General features: G+C 51.5%; 20 protein-coding genes and 7 tRNA genes. 2 read left to right on the top strand and 25 right to left on the bottom strand.

Features of this window, described 5'->3' with window-relative positions:
* Positions 1–6: 6 nt before the first annotated feature.
* Both ilvD and ilvA read left to right on the top strand, forming a co-directional pair.
* Positions 7–1,848, top strand: coding sequence for a dihydroxy-acid dehydratase (gene ilvD / locus BZG83_RS06835; protein WP_077479878.1), 1,842 nt, complete (start codon positions 7–9; stop codon positions 1,846–1,848).
* Positions 1,849–1,850: 2 nt separating this feature from the next.
* Positions 1,851–3,404, top strand: coding sequence for a threonine ammonia-lyase, biosynthetic (gene ilvA, locus BZG83_RS06840; protein ID WP_077479879.1), 1,554 nt, complete (start codon positions 1,851–1,853; stop codon positions 3,402–3,404).
* A 50-nt stretch (positions 3,405–3,454) separates the two neighbouring features.
* Here the strand turns inward: ilvA and BZG83_RS06845 are convergent, their stop codons facing one another.
* The 25 genes from BZG83_RS06845 to mnmG all read right to left on the bottom strand — a co-directional run bounded on the left by BZG83_RS06845 (position 3,455) and on the right by mnmG (position 21,143).
* Positions 3,455–3,823, bottom strand: coding sequence for a helix-turn-helix domain-containing protein (locus BZG83_RS06845; protein ID WP_077479880.1), 369 nt, complete (start codon positions 3,821–3,823; stop codon positions 3,455–3,457).
* 187 nt (positions 3,824–4,010) lie between these two features.
* Positions 4,011–4,382, bottom strand: a complete 372-nt coding sequence (locus BZG83_RS06850) for a helix-turn-helix transcriptional regulator (protein WP_069588077.1) — start codon at positions 4,380–4,382, stop codon at positions 4,011–4,013.
* Positions 4,383–4,662: 280 nt separating this feature from the next.
* Positions 4,663–6,501, bottom strand: coding sequence for a glutamine--fructose-6-phosphate transaminase (isomerizing) (glmS, locus tag BZG83_RS06855; RefSeq protein WP_077479881.1), 1,839 nt, complete (start codon positions 6,499–6,501; stop codon positions 4,663–4,665).
* 9 nt (positions 6,502–6,510) lie between these two features.
* Positions 6,511–7,278, bottom strand: coding sequence for a DeoR/GlpR family DNA-binding transcription regulator (locus BZG83_RS06860; RefSeq protein ID WP_069590699.1), 768 nt, complete (start codon positions 7,276–7,278; stop codon positions 6,511–6,513).
* Between the two features lie 145 nt (positions 7,279–7,423).
* Positions 7,424–7,508, bottom strand: a tRNA-Leu gene (locus tag BZG83_RS06865).
* Between the two features lie 45 nt (positions 7,509–7,553).
* A tRNA-Leu gene (locus tag BZG83_RS06870) sits at positions 7,554–7,640 on the bottom strand.
* 43 nt (positions 7,641–7,683) lie between these two features.
* Positions 7,684–7,760, bottom strand: a tRNA-Met gene (locus tag BZG83_RS06875).
* A 9-nt stretch (positions 7,761–7,769) separates the two neighbouring features.
* A tRNA-Gln gene (locus tag BZG83_RS06880) sits at positions 7,770–7,844 on the bottom strand.
* A 39-nt stretch (positions 7,845–7,883) separates the two neighbouring features.
* Positions 7,884–7,968 (bottom strand) — tRNA-Leu (locus tag BZG83_RS06885).
* Positions 7,969–8,010: 42 nt separating this feature from the next.
* A tRNA-Arg gene (locus BZG83_RS06890) sits at positions 8,011–8,087 on the bottom strand.
* 2 nt (positions 8,088–8,089) lie between these two features.
* Positions 8,090–8,164: transfer RNA gene (locus BZG83_RS06895), tRNA-Gln, on the bottom strand.
* A gap of 119 nt (positions 8,165–8,283) precedes the next feature.
* Positions 8,284–9,642 (bottom strand): bifunctional UDP-N-acetylglucosamine diphosphorylase/glucosamine-1-phosphate N-acetyltransferase GlmU, encoded by a 1,359-nt coding sequence (gene glmU, locus BZG83_RS06900; protein WP_077479882.1) that lies wholly within the window; start codon positions 9,640–9,642, stop codon positions 8,284–8,286.
* Between the two features lie 155 nt (positions 9,643–9,797).
* Positions 9,798–10,220 (bottom strand): F0F1 ATP synthase subunit epsilon, encoded by a 423-nt coding sequence (locus BZG83_RS06905; RefSeq protein ID WP_077479883.1) that lies wholly within the window; start codon positions 10,218–10,220, stop codon positions 9,798–9,800.
* A gap of 19 nt (positions 10,221–10,239) precedes the next feature.
* Positions 10,240–11,643, bottom strand: coding sequence for a F0F1 ATP synthase subunit beta (atpD, locus tag BZG83_RS06910; protein ID WP_077479884.1), 1,404 nt, complete (start codon positions 11,641–11,643; stop codon positions 10,240–10,242).
* Positions 11,644–11,679: 36 nt separating this feature from the next.
* On the bottom strand, positions 11,680–12,546 hold the full coding sequence (gene atpG / locus BZG83_RS06915) for a F0F1 ATP synthase subunit gamma (RefSeq protein ID WP_077479885.1): 867 nt from the start codon (positions 12,544–12,546) through the stop codon (positions 11,680–11,682).
* Between the two features lie 46 nt (positions 12,547–12,592).
* Positions 12,593–14,134: a F0F1 ATP synthase subunit alpha gene (gene atpA / locus BZG83_RS06920; RefSeq protein ID WP_069590709.1), complete on the bottom strand. Its 1,542-nt coding sequence runs from the start codon at positions 14,132–14,134 to the stop codon at positions 12,593–12,595.
* Between the two features lie 16 nt (positions 14,135–14,150).
* Positions 14,151–14,684 carry a F0F1 ATP synthase subunit delta gene (atpH, locus tag BZG83_RS06925; RefSeq protein ID WP_069590710.1) on the bottom strand — a complete coding sequence of 178 codons (534 nt, stop codon included), beginning with the start codon at positions 14,682–14,684 and terminating at the stop codon, positions 14,151–14,153.
* Between the two features lie 15 nt (positions 14,685–14,699).
* Entirely contained in the window at positions 14,700–15,170 is a 471-nt protein-coding gene (gene atpF / locus BZG83_RS06930; protein ID WP_069590712.1) for a F0F1 ATP synthase subunit B, read from the bottom strand.
* Positions 15,171–15,222: 52 nt separating this feature from the next.
* A complete protein-coding gene (atpE, locus tag BZG83_RS06935) occupies positions 15,223–15,474 on the bottom strand; it encodes a F0F1 ATP synthase subunit C (RefSeq protein ID WP_025672872.1) in 252 nt (83 codons plus the stop codon).
* A 75-nt stretch (positions 15,475–15,549) separates the two neighbouring features.
* Positions 15,550–16,338 carry a F0F1 ATP synthase subunit A gene (gene atpB / locus BZG83_RS06940; RefSeq protein ID WP_077479886.1) on the bottom strand — a complete coding sequence of 263 codons (789 nt, stop codon included), beginning with the start codon at positions 16,336–16,338 and terminating at the stop codon, positions 15,550–15,552.
* Between the two features lie 8 nt (positions 16,339–16,346).
* The gene (locus BZG83_RS06945) at positions 16,347–16,736 is read right to left on the bottom strand and encodes a F0F1 ATP synthase subunit I (protein WP_069590716.1); all 390 of its coding nucleotides are present in this window, start codon (positions 16,734–16,736) and stop codon (positions 16,347–16,349) included.
* Between the two features lie 180 nt (positions 16,737–16,916).
* Complete coding sequence (locus BZG83_RS06950; RefSeq protein ID WP_069590718.1) at positions 16,917–17,807, bottom strand: ParB/RepB/Spo0J family partition protein; 891 nt, start codon at positions 17,805–17,807, stop codon at positions 16,917–16,919.
* A gap of 8 nt (positions 17,808–17,815) precedes the next feature.
* Positions 17,816–18,613: a ParA family protein gene (locus BZG83_RS06955; RefSeq protein ID WP_069590720.1), complete on the bottom strand. Its 798-nt coding sequence runs from the start codon at positions 18,611–18,613 to the stop codon at positions 17,816–17,818.
* A gap of 13 nt (positions 18,614–18,626) precedes the next feature.
* Positions 18,627–19,253 (bottom strand): 16S rRNA (guanine(527)-N(7))-methyltransferase RsmG, encoded by a 627-nt coding sequence (rsmG, locus tag BZG83_RS06960; protein WP_077479887.1) that lies wholly within the window; start codon positions 19,251–19,253, stop codon positions 18,627–18,629.
* Complete coding sequence (mnmG, locus tag BZG83_RS06965; RefSeq protein ID WP_077479888.1) at positions 19,254–21,143, bottom strand: tRNA uridine-5-carboxymethylaminomethyl(34) synthesis enzyme MnmG; 1,890 nt, start codon at positions 21,141–21,143, stop codon at positions 19,254–19,256.
* Positions 21,144–21,258 lie beyond the last annotated feature (115 nt).

Genomic DNA, 21,258 nt, shown 5'->3' on the forward strand with positions numbered 1-21,258 from the left:
GTAATTATGCCAACCTATCGTTCCGCTACTACCACCCACGGTCGCAACATGGCAGGGGCGCGCGCGTTATGGCGCGCCACTGGCGTCAAAGATGACGACTTTGGCAAACCCATTATTGCCGTGGTGAACTCCTTTACCCAGTTTGTTCCCGGTCATGTCCATCTCAAAGACATGGGCCAGCTGGTGGCGAAAGAAATCGAGCAAGCCGGCGGTATCGCCAAAGAGTTCAATACCATCGCGGTCGATGACGGTATCGCTATGGGTCACGGCGGCATGCTCTACTCGTTGCCTTCTCGCGAGATCATTGCCGATTCCGTGGAGTACATGGTCAACGCGCACTGTGCCGACGCCATGGTGTGTATTTCCAACTGCGACAAGATCACTCCGGGCATGCTGATGGCCGCTATGCGCCTGAATATCCCGGTGATCTTTGTGTCGGGCGGCCCGATGGAAGCGGGCAAAACCAAACTGTCCGATCAAATCCTCAAGCTCGATTTGGTCGATGCCATGATGCAAGGCGCCAATCCCGACGTCTCCGATGAGCAAAGCGAGCAAATCGAACGCTCCGCCTGCCCAACCTGTGGCTCGTGCTCTGGTATGTTTACCGCCAACTCGATGAACTGTTTGACCGAAGCGCTGGGGCTGAGCCAGCCGGGTAATGGTTCCATGCTCGCCACCCATGCCGACCGTGAGCAATTGTTCATCAACGCCGGCAAACGCATTGTGGGTCTGACCAAACGCTACTACGAGCAGGACGATGACAGCATCTTGCCACGCAATATCGCCAACCGTGCCTCATTTGAAAATGCTATGGCGCTGGATATTGCCATGGGTGGGTCCACCAATACGGTCTTACACCTGCTGGCCGCCGCGCAAGAAGGCGAAATTGATTTTGATATGGATGACATCGATCGCATGTCTCGCCAAGTACCTCACCTTTGCAAAGTCGCGCCGTCAACCCAGCAATATCACATGGAAGATGTGCACCGTGCTGGGGGTGTGATGGGCATTCTTGGGGAGCTACAGCGCGCGAACCTGCTCAATGTCAAACAACAAACCGTGCTGGGGATGAGCCTCGAGGAACAGCTCGCCCAGTATGACATCATGCAAACCGATGATGAGGACGTGAAGTCTTTTTATCGCGCCGGCCCCGCAGGCATCCGCACCACCCAAGCGTTCTCGCAACGTTGCCGTTGGGATACCCTGGATGATGATCGCCAATCCGGGTGTATTCGTGCCCATGAATACGCCTTTAGTCAAGATGGCGGGCTTGCCGTGCTACAAGGCAACATCGCCTTGAACGGCTGCATCGTCAAAACCGCAGGGGTGGATGAAAGCATACTGACCTTTGAAGGCCCCGCGGTGGTGTTTGAAAGCCAAGACAGCGCGGTAGATGCCATTTTAGGTGGCAAAGTGAAAGCGGGTGATGTGGTGGTGATCCGCTATGAAGGCCCGAAAGGTGGCCCAGGTATGCAAGAAATGCTGTATCCGACCACCTACTTAAAATCGATGGGATTGGGTAAATCCTGTGCCCTGCTCACCGATGGTCGTTTCTCTGGGGGGACATCTGGGCTGTCCATCGGCCATGTTTCGCCCGAAGCAGCCAATGGCGGCACCATCGCCTTAGTCGAAGATGGCGATCGGATTCGTATCGATATTCCTAGCCGCGAAATCAGCCTGCTGGTGGATGAAGCCACCCTCGCCACCCGCCGTGCTGAGGTGAACGCTCGCGGTTGGAAGCCTAAAGACCGCCAACGCCAAGTCTCCTATGCGCTAAAAGCGTATGCCAGTCTCGCCACCAGTGCCGATAAGGGTGCAGTGCGCGATCGCAGTAAGTTGGAGGAGTAACCATGCAACAGGCGCAAACGTCACCCGAACACCCCATGGATGGCCCGGATTACTTAAGGAATATTTTACGTGCGCCTGTCTATGAAGTGGCGACTGTCTCGCCACTTCAGGCCATGAAGCGACTCTCTGAACGCTTAGGTAATCAGGTTCAGCTCAAACGTGAAGACCGGCAGCCCGTGCACTCATTTAAGCTACGCGGCGCGCATAACATGATGGCGCAGCTGACAGAGGCGCAGAAAAAAGCGGGCGTGATCGCTGCATCAGCGGGTAACCACGCCCAAGGTGTCGCCCTGTCCGGCAGTAAACTGGGTATCAAAGCCACCATTGTCATGCCCCGCACCACTCCCGCCATCAAAGTTGAAGCCGTTAAAGGCTTTGGGGGGAATGTGGTCCTACACGGCAATAACTTTGATGAAGCGAAAAGCAAAGCACAAGCGCTGGCCGACSAACACGGYTATACCTTTGTGCCCCCTTTTGATCATCCGCAGGTCATTGCCGGACAAGGCACGATCGGGCTGGAGCTGGTGCAACAAAACAGCCACCTTGATTACATTTTTGTCCCGGTCGGCGGAGGTGGTATTGCTGCCGGTGTGGCGGTGCTTATCAAGCAGCTTATGCCCAATATCAAGGTAATCGGAGTGGAGGCGGAAGACTCGGCGTGTCTGCGTGCCGCCTTGGATGCAGGCTTTCCCGTCACCTTAGAGCGGGTGGGAACTTTTGCCGATGGGGTGGCGGTTAAACGGATTGGTGACGAATCATTTCGACTGTGTCAGCAATACCTAGACGACAGTATTACCGTCTCCAGTGATGCGATTTGTGCTGCCGTACAAGATATTTTCGAAGACACGCGCGCGATCTCTGAACCGTCAGGTGCCTTGGCACTCGCTGGTCTCAAGCATTATGTCGACAAGCACCAACTACAAAACAAGCAATTGGGGGCGGTACTGTCGGGCGCCAACACCAACTTCCACTCACTACGCTACGTGTCTGAGCGTGCTGAACTGGGGGAGAAACGTGAAGGCCTACTGGCGGTGACCATCCCCGAGCAAACCGGTGCATTTTTACAGTTTTGCGATATTCTCGGTGGCCGCGCGGTTACCGAATTTAACTATCGCTATGGCGACGACCAATTGGCCAATATTTTTGTTGGGGTACGTTTACTGGGCGGGCAAGAAGAGCTCGACAGTATTCTGCATGATTTGCGCCAAGCCGGTTATCCGGTCGAGGACTTATCTGACGATGAGATGGCCAAGGTACACGTACGCTACATGATTGGTGGGCGACCCTCGGTGCCGCTTAACGAGCGCCTGTATAGCTTTGAGTTTCCGGAATACCCCGGGGCATTACTGCACTTCTTGCAAACCTTGGGCACTCACTGGAACATTAGCTTATTCAACTACCGCAACCATGGCTCAGATTATGGCCGTGTGCTATGTGGGTTTGAACTTGGCGAGCAGGACTTACTCGCGTTTACCGCCCATTTGCGTGAACTGGGTTATGCGTGGAAGGACGAAACGGCTAATCCAGCCTATCGCTTCTTTCTCTCTCGCCGTTAAGCGAATAATACAAAAAGGCCCGACAGGGGGTGCCGGGCCGATAACAGAGGTTAAGCGCGCTTATCTGGCGAGAGTGATACCAGATACTCGGCAATCGATAAGGCGTTATCCATCACCGTTTGGCGCGCCACTTGAGGCAACTGGCTTAACAGACTGGTCAATGCCGCTAAATCATCGCGGTGAGAGAAGGCAATATCTCGCTCGTCTGTTTCACCATAAATAAACCAATTAAATGGGCGACCAGTGATCTCTGCAATCGTGATGAGCGCGAGAATCTTAGGATCGGTCTTTCCCGACTCCACATCCAAGTAGGTTTGGCGCGCCACATTCAAACGCTTCGCCATGTCTACTTGGGTTATTTTACTGAATTCCCGTGCTTCACGGATCCGTTGCGCCATGCTCGCTGTCGAAATCACCATGGTCCATGCCTCATCTCTGTTACCCGGGCCGTTTAAACATCGGTTCCCGTCACATCACCGACCTTGCATTATGCATGGCTCGGCGGGCCTATCATGGGCGTTGTCATCGATAGTGTGATGCTACGCTGCTGATGCCTACCTCAGTAAGCAGGCACTTACCCGCATATCTAATCAGGCAGGCAGGCCTTTAGGCACGCTGTGCGGCCTTAGAATAGTTCACCAAGAATGAGGCCATGTTCACGCTCTGGTTCAAGATCGCCGTACGTGCTTCATGCGGTAAACGAGAGAAGTGCTCCAACAAGCGGTTCACATCTTGCTTGTACTGCACATCGTGCATCTCGACGTCTTCATCGCCATACACAAACCAAACTAATGGGCGCTCAGTCAGCTCAGCGATGTTCGACAACATGCGCACACGCGGTTCGGTTTTACCATTTTCAATATCCAAGTAAGTTTGGCGTGCGACATTGAGTAGCTTGGCCATTTTTACTTGAGTGATCCCTTTCCACTCACGGGCTTCTTTGATGCGCTTAGCGACTTGGTTTTTAGAGTCAATCATTGCTTCCTCTCTACAACTTATCAATGTTGGTACTTGTCCATCGACTATGCACAATGCAGGCCAAGTTATTAGGCAGGAGTAAAAGCAATAAAAATCATAAACTTATGGTATAGAATAGCGTTCTGTTTGTATTTTCAGGCGGGATGTCTGAGATTGAGTGCAAAATGATTTGCATTTTGCAAAATGTGTCACTGCAGATCGCATTTTTGTAGCAAAACGGCAGTAATTGATAAAAGATCAACCACGCTCCTAGTCAGAGCGTGGTGAATGTTAGGCAGGCTTACTCTACAGTAACGGCTTTCGCAAGGTTACGAGGTTGGTCGACGTCCGTGCCTTTAATCAAGGCCACATGATACGACAATTGCTGCATCGGGATGGTGTARAACACAGGAGCGATGATGTCATCCACGTGTGGCATGGCGATAATGTTCATCCCCTCTTCTGGTGTAAAGCCGGCATCTTGATCGGCAAACACATACAGTTGACCACCACGAGCGCGGACTTCTTCGATATTGGATTTAAGCTTTTCCAACAGCTCATTATTCGGAGCAATCACAATCACTGGCATATCGGCATCAATCAGCGCCAGTGGGCCGTGCTTTAGCTCACCAGCGGCATAGGCCTCAGCGTGAATATAAGAGATTTCTTTTAGCTTTAGCGCAGCTTCTACGGCAATCGGATAAAACTCACCACGCCCTAAGAACAGTGAGTGATGCTTGTCAGCAAAGTCTTCCGCCAGTTGTTCAATGGCTTTATCAAAGGTCAGCGCTTGCTCGATGCTTGAAGGCAGATGATGCAAGGCATCGACAATCTCACGCTCTTTTTCGTATCCGATGGTGCCCTGCATTTTACCCAGTGCAGTGACCAGCATCAGCAGGGCAGAAAGCTGGGTGGTGAACGCCTTGGTCGATGCAACACCGATTTCTGCGCCCGCGCGCGTCATAAAGGCCAGATCGGATTCACGTACCAACGAGGAGCCCGCCACGTTGCAGATGGTCATGGTGGCCATATAGCCACGCTCTTTGGCCAAACGCAGCGCTGCTAGCGTATCTGCGGTCTCACCAGACTGCGATAAGGTGATCAGTACACTGTTCGGACGGGTGACAAACTGGCGATAGCGAAACTCTGACGCGATTTCCACATCACAGCTTATCCCTGCCAGCGATTCAAACCAATAACGCGCCACCATGCCCGCATTATAGGAGGTGCCACAGGCAATAATTTGAATATGCTGCGCTTTAGCAAGAATATCGCTAGCACCGTTACCAATCGCATCCACAATCACGTGATCGTTGCCCAAACGCCCTTCCATGGTATTGGTAAGCGCAGTCGGTTGCTCGTAAATCTCTTTTTGCATGTAATGGCGATACTGGCCTTTGTCCGCCGCGTCGTACTGGGCGCTTGCTTCATGCACCTCTCGCTCAACCGGCGTACCTTCTTGGTTGTAAATCACCACTTCACGACGACTAATATCCGCCACATCGCCCTCTTCAAGGTAGATAAAGCGACGAGTGACATTGAGCAGCGCTAGCTGATCAGAGGCGAGAAAGTTTTCTCCCACACCCAGGCCAATCACCAACGGGCTGCCTGAACGAGCCGCAATCAAACGCTCAGGTTGGTTTTTATCCATCACCACAGTGCCATACGCGCCTTCAAGCTGACTGACCGTGCGCTGGAAGGCGGCGAGGAGATCGCCACATTGACGACGCTCCCAATCAACGAGGTGAGCAATCACTTCGGTATCGGTTTGGGAGTGGAATTGATAACCACGCGCTTGCAATTGTTCGCGCAAGCTGTGGTGATTTTCGATAATGCCGTTATGCACAATGGCAATATCATCACCAGACATGTGTGGGTGCGCATTGGCTTCGCTTGGCTCACCGTGCGTTGCCCAGCGCGTGTGCGCAATCCCTGTGCCTCCCGCAGGGTTGGCGTCAGCCACTGCGTCCGCAAGCGCCGCTACTTTACCCAGTCGGCGTAAACGCGTCATCTGCCCGCTCGTTGTATCGGTAATGGCGACCCCTGCTGAGTCGTATCCGCGATATTCTAAGCGACGTAAGCCTTCAACCAGAATTTCTGCCACATCACGCTGCGCCACAGCGCCTACAATTCCACACATAGTGAGTCCTTATACATTGTCTACACAGATAACGTCTGTGCCGGTTTGTTCTATCGCGCGCCGAGTGTCTTCATCCAACGCATTATCAGTGATCAAGGTGTCGATACTGGACCACGCAAGCTCCAAGTTAGGGATCCGACGGCCAATTTTTTCAGACTCGATCATCACCACCACCTCTCGCGCGACTTCCGCCATCACCCGAGTCAGGCCCGTCATCTCGTTAAAGGTGGTCGTCCCGCGCGCCACATCAATGCCGTCAGCGCCCACAAAAAGCTGGTCAAAGTCGTACGCACGTAAGGTTTGTTCAGCCACTTGGCCTTGAAACGATTCAGAATGGGTATCCCAAGTGCCGCCCGTCATCAGCAGCGTTGGCTCGTGTTCGAGTTCACGAATGGCATTGGCCACCTGGAGTGAGTTAGTCATCACCACTAGGCCACGCTTTTTATCCAATAAAGGGATCAAAGCGGCGGTGGTCGTGCCACTGTCGACCACAATACGGTTGTGGTCCCGAATGCGCGCAGCGGCGGCATCGGCGATGCTTTGCTTTTGTTTCGAAACTTTGACGGCTTGTTCCGAGACCATTTCTTGCGGCACAGGCACCGCTCCGCCATAACGGCGCAGCAACAAGCCATTTTTTTCTAGCTCGGCAAGATCCTTACGGATAGTCACTTCTGACGTTTCAAAGCGTTGAGAGAGTTCGTCAACGCTGACGCTGCCCTGCTCGGTAAGCAAGGTAACGATGGTATGACGACGCTGTTGCGTGTTTCGTTTCGACATGTAACCTATCAACTTTCGTTTCGAAACTTATGGTAGTGAAAACACATCAAAGATCAAGAAAAGAACACAAAAAGTGACGAGAAATAAGCAGATAAACAAGAAATAACAAAAAAGCCCACCAGCAACAGCTGATGGGCTTTTAAGATGGTGCGGAAGGAGAGACTTGAACTCTCACACCTTGCGGCGCCAGAACCTAAATCTGGTGCGTCTACCAATTCCGCCACTTCCGCATATTTTTATGATAGCTCAGCGGGCGGGCTGAGTACCAATTGTCTTGGTGCGGGGGGAGGGACTTGAACCCTCACGTCCTTTCGGACACTAGCACCTGAAGCTAGCGCGTCTACCAATTCCGCCACCGCCGCAAACCGGTGTGATTTCCCGCTTTTGGCGACAAATCGGAAAGAATGGTGGCTACGACGGGATTCGAACCTGTGACCCCATCATTATGAGTGATGTGCTCTAACCAACTGAGCTACGTAGCCAACCTAAAGTGGCTGGGGTACCAGGATTCGAACCTGGGAATGACGGGATCAAAACCCGTTGCCTTACCGCTTGGCGATACCCCAACTTAGTCATGCCGCTTTACGCCACATGCTTTCAAATAATGGTGCGGAAGGAGAGACTTGAACTCTCACACCTTGCGGCGCCAGAACCTAAATCTGGTGCGTCTACCAATTCCGCCACTTCCGCATTCCAAGTTGTTCATCTCACTTCATGGTAGTTGAAGAAAGATGGCGCGTCCGGGAGGATTCGAACCTCCGACCGCCTGGTTCGTAGCCAGGTACTCTATCCAGCTGRGCTACGGACGCGTTGGCTGGGGTACCAGGATTCGAACCTGGGAATGACGGGATCAAAACCCGTTGCCTTACCGCTTGGCGATACCCCAACTGAGGCGCGTATACTAGGCTGGTTTTTATCGGGAGTCAACACCTGATTTTACCAACCGCGCAAGTTTTAGCCGCTTGCGTGAAAAAGCCGTTGATACGCGCTCAACAGACAGTGATTTTACTGTTTTTTCGGCCGTTGCCAAGCCTCAATTGTCCTTGGTTTGGCGCGAGTGATGATAAGTTGACCATCGGAGACATCTTTGCTGATGGTACTACCCGCTCCAACGGTCACTCCTTCGCCAATCACCACAGGTGCCACCAGCTGAGAGTCCGAGCCGATAAAGGCATTGTCTTTAATCACGGTTTTATGTTTATTGGCGCCATCGTAATTGCAGGTGATCACCCCAGCACCAATATTCACGCCGCGCCCTACCTCTGTATCACCCAGATAAGTCAGGTGATTGGCTTTCGACCCTTCCCCTAAGCGAGACTTTTTCATTTCCACAAAGTTGCCGACATGCGCATCGCGAGCCAGTTCGGCCCCCGGACGCAACCGCGTAAACGGACCGACTGTGCACGCTTCACCAACGCTGGCCCCTTCAATGACGCTGTACGGGCGCACTAATGTATTGTCATCAATCTCACAATCAATCAGCACACTGCCAGCACCGATGGTTACGTTATCCCCTAGGGTGACATTGCCTTCGATGATCACGTTGGCGTCAATGGTGACATCCAGCCCACATTGCAGTTGGCCACGCAAATCAAAGCGCGTAGGGTCGATGAGCATCACGCCACTAAGCAATAACTGTTCAGCCTGCATTTTTTGATATTCCCGCWCAAGGCGTGAAAGTTGCAGGCGATTATTGACCCCTTCAACTTCAATCGCATTCACAGGGTGCACAGCTTGAATCGTGCGGCCTTGTTGATGTGCAAGTGCAATCACATCGGTGAGATAAAACTCACCTTGCGCGTTATTGTTATCAAGCTGCGATAACCAATGACGCAAGTCACGTCCAGTCGCCACCAGCACACCGGTATTGATTTCAGTGATGGCAAGCTGGCTATCAGTGGCATCTTTTTGCTCAACAATCGCGACCACTTCCCCATTTTCACGCACAATACGGCCGTAGCCAGTCGGATCGTTTTGATGCACCGTTAATAGACCAATCCCGCCTTCAGGCTGTCCTTCAAGCAAACGGGTTAAGGTTTGCTCTGAAATCAAAGGCACGTCGCCATACAGCACCAAAACCTGCTCATCATCACGAAAATGCGGCGCCGCCTGCTGTACCGCATGACCAGTCCCCAATTGCTCTGCTTGCAAACACCAGTTCACATCGCTATCAGCAAGCACCTGCTTCATAGTATCGCCACCATGACCATAAACCAGATGAATCGACGCGGCGCCTAGCCCTTGGCAAGTGTCAATCACATGTTTCACCATAGGTTTACCGGCGAGAGTATGAAGCACTTTGGGAGTATTAGAATACATACGCGTGCCTTTTCCGGCCGCAAGAATTACTGCACTGTATTGCATAGTCTTTCCGTGATAAGAGAGATGAGTTGTCTATGATATTGCGCTTAGTGTAACGCGTTTTGGCTTGCGAGCGAATCGCGCCGAAAAAGTACACTTGTACAGGCAATAAAAAAGCGACGCCAACGCGTCGCTTTTATTTCACCGTGAGCGCCTGATTAACGCTTATGCTTGGTCAGCTCGATCACTCGAAGCTTCGCAATCGCCTTAGCCAGGTCACTGGCCGCCTGAGCAAAGTCGATGTCACCGTGCTGATTATGGATTCGCTCCTCAGCGCGGCGCTTCGCTTCTTCTGCCTTGGCTTGGTCTAGCTCTTCACCCCGAATTGCCGTATCAGCCAACACAGTCACTGTGCCAGGCTGTACTTCAAGGGTACCGCCAGAAAGATAAATGATCTCTTCGCTACCGCCTAGTTTGACGATGCGAACCATACCAGGCGTGATAGCGGTCAGCAGCGGTGTGTGTCCTGCGTGAATACCCAGTTCACCTTCGCTACCGGTCACCTGAATGTGCTCGGCACGGCCAGAGAACAATTGTCGCTCTGCGCTGACCACATCCAGATGGAAGGTTATCGCTGCCATATCGCCTCCTACTCAAGCCTTACAGGTTTTTCGCTTTTTCGAGCACTTCGTCGATGTTACCGCAGTACAGGAATGCCTGTTCTGGGATATCGTCGTACTCACCACTGAGCAGGCCTTTGAAGCTTGCAATGGTATCTTTCAGCGAAACATAGACACCTGGTTGGCCGGTGAAGACTTCTGCAACGTGGTAAGGCTGCGTCAAGAAGCGCTCAATCTTACGTGCACGTGCAACGGTCAGTTTGTCGTCTTCAGACAACTCGTCCATACCCAGGATGGCAATGATGTCTTTCAGCTCTTTATAGCGCTGAAGCACAGACTGTACGCCACGTGCCACATCATAGTGGTCCTGACCAACCACCAATGGGTCCAACATACGCGATGTTGAGTCCAATGGGTCGATCGCTGGGTACATACCCATAGACGCGATGTTACGTGACAGAACAACGGTTGCATCCAAGTGAGCAAACGTGGTTGCTGGTGACGGGTCAGTCAAGTCATCCGCAGGCACGTAAACCGCCTGTACCGAGGTGATAGAACCGGTACGGGTTGAGGTAATACGCTCTTGCAGCACACCCATCTCTTCAGCCAGTGTTGGCTGGTAACCTACTGCCGATGGCATACGACCCAACAGKGCAGATACTTCGGTACCGGCAAGGGTATAACGATAGATGTTATCGATGAACAGCAGTACGTCACGGCCGTCATCACGGAATTTTTCCGCCATGGTCAAACCGGTCAGTGCAACACGCAGGCGGTTACCTGGTGGCTCGTTCATCTGACCATATACCATGGCCACTTTTGACTCTTCGGGCTTCTCAATGTTTACAACACCCGCTTCCTGCATCTCGTAGTAGAAGTCGTTACCCTCACGAGTACGCTCACCTACACCAGCGAATACAGACAGACCTGAGTGTTGCAGTGCGATGTTGTTGATAAGCTCCATCATGTTAACGGTCTTACCGACACCCGCACCACCAAACAGACCGATTTTACCGCCTTTCGCAAACGGACAGATAAGGTCGATAACCTTTACACCCGTTTCCAAAAGCTCAGTCGCRCTTGACTGTTCTTCGTAGCTTGGCGCTTCACGGTGGATAGAGTAACGCWCTTTCTCACCGATATCGCCACGCTCATCAATCGCATCACCCAGCACGTTGACGATACGGCCGAGGGTTTCTTCACCCACAGGGACTTCGATTGATTTACCTGTATTTTCTACTTCGATTCCACGACGTAGACCATCAGATGAGCCCATAGCAATGGCACGGACTACGCCACCACCTAGCTGCTGCTGAACTTCCAGCACCAGACGCTCGCCTTCACGTTTCACATTCAACGCATCATATACCTGAGGTACTGCGTCTTGTGGAAACTCTACGTCGACTACCGCACCGATGATCTGAACGATCTTACCTGTAGCCATCRTTATTCCTCTAAACTAGTTCGTTAACCCTTGCCTTTACACCGCGCTTGCGCCAGAAACAATTTCTGACAGCTCTTGGGTGATCGCAGCCTGACGGGCTTTGTTGTAGACCAATTGCAGATCATCAATCAGATTCCCTGCATTATCAGTCGCAGCTTTCATCGCCACCATACGTGCCGCTTGCTCACTGGCGAGGTTCTCAACCACACCTTGATACACCTGTGATTCCGCATAACGGACCAATAGGGTATCGAGCAACGGCTTTGGSTCAGGCTCATAGATATAATCCCAAGCATGGCTGCGCTGCATTTCCTCGTCGTCTGACTTTGGCAAAGGCAGCAATTGATCGATCACTGGGGTCTGCACCATGGTGTTCTCAAACTTATTGAAAACCAAGTACAAGCGGTCCAGCTCACCTTCATCATATTTTTTCAGCATCACCCCAACGGTACCGATGAGGTCTTCCAGTGCTGGGGTATCACCCAGACCAGACACTTGCGCCACTACATTACCGCCGTAGCTGTTGAAGAAAGCTGTCGCTTTAGCGCCCACTAAGGCTAAATCAATCTCAGCCCCTTTTTGGGTCCAGCTTTCCATGTCACTGATAGCGCTTTTGAACATATTGATGTTCAAGCCACCACACAGCCCACGGTCTGTAGAAATGATGATGTAACCAACGCGCTTGGCTTCCCGCTCTTCCAAATAAGGATGGCGGTACTCCAAGTTACCCAGTGCAAGATGACCGATCACTTTGCGCATAGTGACAGCGTATGGACGTGACGACTCCATGGCTTCTTGCGTTTTACGCATTTTGGAGGCTGCCACCATTTCCATCGCTTTAGTGATCTTCTGTGTGTTTTTCACACTTCCGATCTTATTACGAATCTCTTTTGCGCCGGCCATAGTTACTCTCCGTTAGTGGGTGACCACCTGAGTGGTCACCTACGTTTTACCAAGTCTGGGTCGCTTTGAAATCTTCCAACAGCTTTTTCAGCTGTGCTTCAACTTCATCGTTATAAGCACCAGACTCATCGATCTGAGCCGCTAGGTCAGCGTACTGACTCTTAGCAAAGGCCAGCAGAGAGCGCTCAAAATCACCGATTTTGTTCAACTCAACGTCTGCTAGGAAGCCTTTTTCCGCAGCGAAAATCACCAGCGCCTGCTCAAACACAGACATAGGTGCATATTGCATCTGCTTCATCAGCTCGGTCACTTTCTGACCGTGGTCCAATTGCTTCTTAGTAGCGTCATCCAGATCGGAAGAGAACTGAGCGAACGCCGCAAGTTCACGATACTGTGCAAGCGCGGTACGAATACCACCAGACAGTTTTTTCATGATCTTGGTTTGCGCAGAACCACCAACACGCGATACCGAAATACCTGGGTCAACCGCTGGACGGATACCTGCATTAAACAGCTCAGTTTGCAGGAAGATCTGACCATCAGTGATCGAGATAACGTTGGTCGGTACGAATGCAGATACGTCACCCGCTTGGGTTTCAATGATAGGGAGTGCGGTCAACGAACCGGTCTTTCCTTTCACTTCACCCTTAGTGAACTGCTCAACATAGTGCGCATTAACACGTGCCGCACGTTCTAGAAGACGTGAGTGCAAGTAGAAAACGTCACCTGGGAAAGCTTCACGGCCTGGTGGACGACGTAGCAGCAGCGAGATCTGACGATATGCAACAGCCTGCTTAGACAGGTCATCGTAAACAATCAGGGCATCTTCACCGCGGTCACGGAAGTACTCACCCATTGCACAACCCGCGTAAGGCGCGAGGTATTGCAATGCTGCCGCTTCAGACGCTGAAGCCACCACAACAATGGTGTTTTTCAGTGCGTCATGCTCTTCCAGTTTGCGCACTACGTTCGCAATGGTCGACGCTTTTTGGCCGATCGCAACGTAGATAGAGTAAATACCAGAATCTTTCTGGTTGATGATGGCATCGATCGCCAGCGCGGTTTTACCGGTTTGGCGGTCACCGATGATCAGCTCACGCTGACCACGGCCGATTGGGATCATCGAGTCAACCGCTTTATAGCCGGTTTGAACAGGTTGATCGACCGATTGACGTGCGATAACACCAGGGGCAATCACTTCGACTGGCGAAGTGGTTTTGGTTTCGATCGGACCTTTACCGTCGATCGGCTCACCCAGCGTATTCACAACGCGACCCAGAAGTTCAGGGCCAGTCGGGACTTCAAGAATGCGACCTGTACCGGTCACTTTCATGCCTTCTTGCAGGTCCGCATAAGGACCCATCACAACCGCACCCACTGAGTCACGCTCAAGGTTCAATGCAAGTGCATAGCGGTTGCCAGGCAGTTCAATCATTTCACCTTGCATAGCATCAGCAAGGCCGTGGATGCGAATGATACCGTCGCTGACTGACACGATGGTACCTTCGTTACGCGCTTCACTTACAACGTCGAATTTCTCGATACGCTGCTTGATCAGATCGCTTATTTCCGTGGAATTAAGTTGCATGCTCCAATTCCCCAAATCAAGACTGCAATGCATCGCTCAGACGGCGCATACGGCCGCTTACTGAGTTATCGATGACCAAGTCTCCAGCTCGAATAACAACCCCGGCAACCAGGGCTTCGTCTACACTACAGTTCAGCTTTACTTTGCGCTCAAGACGCGCGGCGAGCTTGTCACTGATGGCTTGTTGTTGCTCTTCGGAAAGAGCCGTCGCTGAAATCACTTGGACTTCCGCTTCTTTTTCCAGATCGCGGCGCATGGCCAGGAACTGTTCACAAACCTCAGGCAGGGCTTTTAGGCGCTGGTTCTCTGCCATTACCTTAATCAGGTTCTGGCCGAACGTGTTGAGCTGATCGCCACCAACTGCGATAAATAATTCCGCTAACTTGTCAGCGGAATAAGAGGCGTCCAGCATATGTTGGACGCGCTCATCACGGGCGATCTCAGCAGTAAAGGCGAGCATTTCTGCCCATTGGGACAGCTCGCCTTTTTCTACCGCAAAATCAAAGGCTGCTTTCGCGTAGGGGCGAGCGATTGTTGTCAGTTCAGACATTGCTGCCCCTCCTTATTACAGTTCTGCAGTGATTTTATCGAGAAGATCTTTATGGGCATTCTCATCAATAGAACGCTCAATAATTTTCTCGGCACCAATAACAGCGAGCGATGCAACTTGCTTACGCAGCTCATCGCGAGCACGGTTACGCTCTGCTTCCAACTCGGCTTTACCCTGATTCAGGATATTGTCGCGCTCAGCAGCCGCTTCAGCACGCGCCTCGTCGAGGATTTGTGCTTTGCGTTTGTTCGCCTGCTCGATGATGTCAGTTGCAGCGCGCTTCGCTTCTTTCATTTGCTCAGAAGCATTTGCCTGGGCCAAATCCAGGTCTTTGGCAGCACGATCTGCCGCCGCGAGTCCGTCAGCAATTTTCTTCTGACGCTCCTCAATCGCTTGCATCAATGGTGGCCATACATATTTCATGCAGAACCACACAAAGATTGTGAATGCGATTGCCTGGCCTAGCAGAGTTGCGTTGATATTCACAACAGCGCCTCCTTAATCATTAGCTAAAGGGTCTGTTCAGCTACTAGCCAGATTACAGTTGACCTACAAATGGGTTCGCGAAAGTGAACAGCAGTGCGATTACGATACCGATCATTGGTACGGCGTCCAGAAGACCCGCGATGATGAACATCTTCACTTGCAGCATAGGAGCCATCTCAGGTTGACGTGCTGCACCTTCAAGGAATTTACCACCCAGCAGGGCGAAACCAATCGCAGTACCTAGGGAAGCAAGACCTACAATGATGCCCACGGCAATTGCAGAAAAGCTCAATAAAGTTTCCATCACTATCTCCAGTTTTCGTTGTCGGCGTAAACGCCAATAATGACTAACAAATTGCTTACTAACTAAAAAATGTCATCAATGATCTGAGTCTTCGTGTGCCTGCGAGAGATACACGATGGTCAACATCATAAAGACAAAGGCTTGAATTGTAATGACTAGAATGTGGAAGATTGCCCACGGCACAGAACCCAGCCATTGCGCCCACCACGGCAGCAATGCCGCGATAAGAATAAATACCACCTCACCGGCAAACATGTTACCGAACAGACGCATCCCAAGAGAAATCGGTTTCGCCAGCAGCGAGACGACTTCCAACAGGAGGTTGAACGGGATCATGATAGGGTGATTGAACGGGTGCAGAGCCAGCTCTTTTGCAAAGCCGCCTAGGCCCTTAATCTTGATGCTGTAGAAAATCATCAAGAAGAACACGCCCAGCGCCATCGCAAGGGTGATATTTACGTCTGCAGTTGGCACTACTTTCAAGTAAGGAATGCCTAACCAATGTTCCGCTGGATACGGTAGAAAATCGATGGGGATTAAGTCCATCGTATTCATCAGGAATATCCAAACGAAGATAGTCAGGGCCAAAGGTGCAATCAGTGGATTTCGTCCGTGGAAGGTTTCGCGAACGTTATCATCAACGAACTCAACCAAAATCTCGACGAAGCACTGAAACTTACCTGGGACACCTGTCGATGCTTTCTTTGCCACCGATCGGAAGATGCCTAGGAAGACGATACCGATGAGGACAGAGAAAAACAGGCTATCAATGTGAACCGCCCAAAATCCTTCACCCACTGACAAATTAGTCAGGTGGTGAGTGATGTAGCTAGACGGTGTAAGCGCATCACCTGACGCAGCCATAACTCATCCTATTTGTTGTTGTTAATGAATAAAACTGGCGCGAGGATGTTAATCCCTAATGCCAGCAAATAGGCCAGTTTGAGGGGAACGAGTTCCACCTCGATATACAGGTAAGCAAGGACAAACAGGACGACGGTCAGTGAAATTTTTAACACTTCACCGCTGAAGAAGGACGCGACTACAAATTTTGCAGCTCTTGCCCCACTAAAAAGGAAAGCACACGACGCAAATGCAGCATTGGCAATCACAAAGATGCCGCCGCCGATCAGCGCGGATTTTCCCCAGTCGACATTGATAGCGAGTGCCATCACGCTTGCCGTTGCTAATACGACGCCAGCTTGCAAAAGCACCAATTTTGTCGCGATAACACGACCCGGCCGCGCGAGCGTCGATACCATGTATTTGTTCCTCGATTCCGTTCCACTTAGCACTGTTGCCGTGCTGGGAAAACAGCGAAAATTATACGTTTCACCCCAGCTAATGCAATCGCATCGATGTAAAAAAGCGGGGAAAATTTTACAACAGAGTAACCTGATCACAGTAAGCGCTTTTATGTAACAAAAAGCGAATGGCACGGGTCACACTTCTTCGTCGAAAATTGCAAGAATTTGCGCTAACTTGTCAGATTCTTCGAAATTGATCACCAATTTACCACTACCATTTTTCTGTTGTGTTAATGCCACTTTCACCCCAAGCTTGTCGCCGAGGCGCTGCTGCAGTGCCTCTACTTCAGGTGATAATTCTGGCCTTTTCGCTTCAACTTGCGGTGAAAGCATTTTTTTCACCAGTTTCTCTATCTGGCGGACGGTCATTTTTTTGTTGACGGCAGTCAGTGCCGCATCAATTTGCGCGTCTCCTTCCAACGCCAGCAGGGCACGTGCGTGGCCCATCTCGAGTTGTTTGTTAAGCAGCAGTTGTTTTACCCCAGACTCTAACCCATTCAAGCGCAATAAATTGCTGATGGTGGTGCGAGATTTACCGAGCGATTCAGCCAGTTGCTGGTGGGTGAGTGAGAAGTCATTGACCAAGCGTTCGAGCGCTTGAGCTTCTTCCATCGCGTTCAAGTTTTCGCGTTGGATATTTTCAATCAACGCCACCGCACTGGCGACTTTGTCACTCATCTCACGGACCAAGCAGGGCACTTTGGCTAAACCGGCTTGCTTTGCTGCTCGCCAGCGACGTTCGCCAGCAATAATTTCGTACTGCCCGTTTTCTGCGTGGCGAACCACGAGGGGCTGAATAATACCTTGAGCGCGAATGGATTCGGTTAACTCTTCCAGCGCCTCTTCCGCCATATCTTGGCGTGGCTGGTACAGACCCGGCACCAACGCCGATACGGATAATTGCTGCAATTCACTATTGCTCGCATCGGTGGATTCAGGTTCGGATGTATAACGAGACTGAGCTTGTGCACTGGTCGCCAATAAGGCATCCAGGCCCTTTCCAAGACCGCGTTTCGCTGAATTCATTGTGTTCCTCAGGCATTGACAGCGTCGGCAGAAGCGCGTGATTGCTCTTCTCGACGCAGAATTTCACCCGCAAGGGCTAGGTAGGCTTTGGCACCACTGGATAACTTGTCATAGTACATGGCGGGTCGGCCATGACTTGGCGCTTCCGCGAGCCGCACATTGCGGGGAATCACAGTACGATACACCTTATCACCGAAGTGTTTTTTGATCTGATCCGATACTTCGGTCGCTAATCGGTTTCTTGGGTCGTACATGGTGCGCAATACACCTTCAACATGAAGGTCGGCGTTCACGACGCTAGCCAGTTTACTGATGGTATCCATCAATGCAGTGAGCCCTTCCAACGCAAAATATTCACATTGCATGGGGACGAGTACCGAGTTTGCTGCGGTCATCGCATTGATGGTAAGGAGGTTCAAAGACGGGGGACAGTCGATAAAAATGTAATCGTAGCGTGCAACCACAGGCTCAAGCATGGTGCGTAGGCGCACTTCACGGGCAAATACTTCCATCAGCTTGATTTCTGCGGCAGTGACATCACCGTTCGCCGCAATCAGGTCATAGCCACCGGACGTATCGCTGACCACAACTTGTTCAAACGGGGCTTCTTCAACCAGTAGATCGTAGGCGGTGGCATGGACATCGTATTTATCCACACCACTGGCCATGGTCGCGTTCCCTTGTGGGTCAAGGTCGATAAGTAGCACCTTGCGATTAGTGGCTGCCAGCGATGCCGCTAAGTTGACACTCGTGGTGGTTTTACCCACACCGCCTTTTTGGTTTGCTACCGCGATAACTTTACCCACGTGCCTATGACCTCTACTCGTTAATCTTTGCTCTCAAGATTACTAGATGACGCGCCCCTTCCAATCCCGGCACCTTCAAAGCTTTGATATCGGTCACAGAACAATCAGTCGGCAGGGCATCTAGCTCCTGTTGGTCCACCTGTCCTTTCAAAGCGTAAAACAGCCCCCGCGCATGAGGGAGGTGATGGCACCAACTCACCATGTCATTCATCGACGCAAACGCGCGACTTAGCACACCATCAAACCCGGTTTCAGGGATAAACGCTTCGACACGGCTTTGTACCGGCGTGACATTGTCGATGCCAAGCTCGTGCAGCACTTGGCGAATAAAACGAATCCGCTTACCTAAGCTGTCGAGCAAGGTGAACTGTTTATCTGGGTTGGCGATGGCCAAAGGGATCCCGGGCAAACCTGGTCCTGTCCCGACATCGATAAAGCGTTCACCTTCCAAGTGTGGTGATACTACCAAGCTATCAAGGATATGTTTCACCACCATGTCTTCTGGGCGACGAACCGAGGTTAAGTTATAGGCTTTGTTCCACTTGTCGAGCAAGCCTACATAATCAAGCAGCTGCTGTTGTTGCGACGGAGAAAGCGCAAGGCCGGCTTTCGCCAGCCCTTGTTGAAGTTGCTGTTGCATTTAGGCTCCTTTTTTGAGCATGCCGTGCTTTTTCAAATGCACCAGCAAAATCGAAATAGCCGCCGGCGTGACACCTGAGATACGCGATGCTTTACCGATCGTTTCCGGACGCGCGTCTTGTAGCTTGCCACGTACTTCGTTTGAAAGGCCTTTGATCTGCATGTAATCAAGATCAAATGGGATCACTGTATTTTCATGGCGCTGAGACTTTTCGATCTCGTCTTGCTGACGTTCAATATAGCCGGCGTATTTCACTTGGATCTCAACTTGCTCGCTAGCTTGAACATCGTCATGCGCCGGACCAAAGGTCGGCAACGAGACGATATTTTCATAGCGTAGCTCTGGGCGACGGAGTAAATCTTCTCCGTTTGCTTCACGCGTCAGCGGTGTTTTTAGCATGGCATTAAGCGCATGGACATCGTCTGAGTGAGGATGAATCCAAGTACTACGCAGACGCTGACGCTCTTGCTCCATGTTTTCCATTTTTTGGTTGAAGCGAGCCCAGCGCACATCGTCTACTAGTCCCAGCTCTCGCCCTTTTTCGGTTAAGCGCATATCGGCGTTATCTTCACGCAACAGCAAACGGTACTCGGCGCGCGAGGTAAACATCCGGTAAGGCTCTTGGGTGCCCATGGTGGACAAGTCGTCAATCAACACGCCCATATAAGCTTGATCGCGACGTGGGCTCCATCCTTCTTTGCCTTGTGCTTGTAACGCGGCATTACAACCGGCCAACAACCCTTGTGCTGCAGCTTCTTCATAGCCGGTGGTGCCATTGATTTGTCCAGCAAAGAACAAACCGTGGATAAATTTGGTTTCCAGGGTGTGCTTGAGATCGCGCGGATCGAAGAAGTCATACTCAATCGCATAGCCTGGGCGGATCACGCGCGCATTCTCGAACCCTTTGATCGAGTGGATGATCCCCATTTGCACATCAAACGGCAAGCTGGTGGATATCCCATTTGGATACAGCTCAGTGCTGGTCAACCCTTCCGGCTCGACGAAAATTTGGTGTTTGTCTTTGTCCGCAAAACGCATCACCTTGTCTTCGATCGACGGGCAATAACGTGGGCCAATACCTTCAATCACCCCAGCATACATCGGGCTGCGATCAAGATTAGCGCGAATCACATCATGGGTTTTTTCATTGGTATAGGTGATGTAGCACGGAACTTGTTGTGGGTGCTCAGACACATCGCCTAAAAATGAAAACACCGGACATGGAGTATCACCATGTTGGGTTTGCATCACACTAAAATCGACCGAGCGGGCATCGATCCGCGGGGGAGTGCCGGTTTTTAGGCGATCCACCCGAAATGGCAAGGCACGTAAGCGATCCGCGAGTTTGTTTGACGGTGGATCCCCAGCACGACCGCCGGCATAGTTATCCAGTCCAATATGGATTTTACCGCCAAGGAAAGTTCCCACGGTCAAGACCACGGTAGTGGCACTGAATTTGAGCCCCATTTCGGTCTCGACGCCAGTGACACGATCTTGGTCGACGATCAAATCCACCACGGCTTGTTGGAACAGTGACAAATTTGGCGTGTTTTCAAGAGTATGACGAATGGCTGCCTTGTACAGTGCACGGTCTGCTTGAGCACGTGTCGCGCGTACCGCTGGACCTTTCGACGCATTGAGGATTCGAAATTGGATCCCACCTTTATCAATGGCTTGCGCCATCGCACCGCCTAACGCATCGATCTCTTTTACCAGGTGTCCTTTCCCGATCCCACCGATCGCTGGGTTGCACGACATTTGACCCAACGTATCAATGTTATGGGTCAATAACAGCGTTTTTTGGTTCATCCGTGCTGCGGCAAGTGCCGCTTCGGTACCAGCATGGCCACCACCAACAACGATGACGTCAAAGTGATCCTGGTAAAACATGATTAAAGCCTCAACCTGGGTAAGTGTGTGAGCATGAACTAAGCAAAAGGGGCGACATTCTAGCGCTTTTTCTGCCAACAGTGAACCAAACCTTGATCAAGATCGTCTCTGGGCG

The organism is Salinivibrio sp. PR919 (genome assembly GCF_001995355.1).
Classification (GTDB): Bacteria; Pseudomonadota; Gammaproteobacteria; order Enterobacterales; family Vibrionaceae; genus Salinivibrio; species Salinivibrio proteolyticus.

What these genes read in the sequence shown, in the direction of transcription:
- mnmG (WP_077479888.1), bottom strand. Translation starts at nt 21,143, where the DNA reads ATGTTTTACCAGGATCACTTTGACGTCATCGTTGTTGGTGGTGGCCAT.
- ilvD (WP_077479878.1), top strand. Translation starts at nt 7, where the DNA reads ATGCCAACCTATCGTTCCGCTACTACCACCCACGGTCGCAACATGGCA.
- BZG83_RS06860 (WP_069590699.1), bottom strand. Translation starts at nt 7,278, where the DNA reads ATGTCGAAACGAAACACGCAACAGCGTCGTCATACCATCGTTACCTTG.
- atpE (WP_025672872.1), bottom strand. Translation starts at nt 15,474, where the DNA reads ATGGAAACTTTATTGAGCTTTTCTGCAATTGCCGTGGGCATCATTGTA.
- BZG83_RS06945 (WP_069590716.1), bottom strand. Translation starts at nt 16,736, where the DNA reads ATGGTATCGACGCTCGCGCGGCCGGGTCGTGTTATCGCGACAAAATTG.
- BZG83_RS06905 (WP_077479883.1), bottom strand. Translation starts at nt 10,220, where the DNA reads ATGGCAGCGATAACCTTCCATCTGGATGTGGTCAGCGCAGAGCGACAA.
- BZG83_RS06950 (WP_069590718.1), bottom strand. Translation starts at nt 17,807, where the DNA reads ATGAATTCAGCGAAACGCGGTCTTGGAAAGGGCCTGGATGCCTTATTG.
- atpA (WP_069590709.1), bottom strand. Translation starts at nt 14,134, where the DNA reads ATGCAACTTAATTCCACGGAAATAAGCGATCTGATCAAGCAGCGTATC.
- atpB (WP_077479886.1), bottom strand. Translation starts at nt 16,338, where the DNA reads ATGGCTGCGTCAGGTGATGCGCTTACACCGTCTAGCTACATCACTCAC.
- BZG83_RS06850 (WP_069588077.1), bottom strand. Translation starts at nt 4,382, where the DNA reads ATGATTGACTCTAAAAACCAAGTCGCTAAGCGCATCAAAGAAGCCCGT.
- atpH (WP_069590710.1), bottom strand. Translation starts at nt 14,684, where the DNA reads ATGTCTGAACTGACAACAATCGCTCGCCCCTACGCGAAAGCAGCCTTT.
- BZG83_RS06845 (WP_077479880.1), bottom strand. Translation starts at nt 3,823, where the DNA reads ATGGTGATTTCGACAGCGAGCATGGCGCAACGGATCCGTGAAGCACGG.
- rsmG (WP_077479887.1), bottom strand. Translation starts at nt 19,253, where the DNA reads ATGCAACAGCAACTTCAACAAGGGCTGGCGAAAGCCGGCCTTGCGCTT.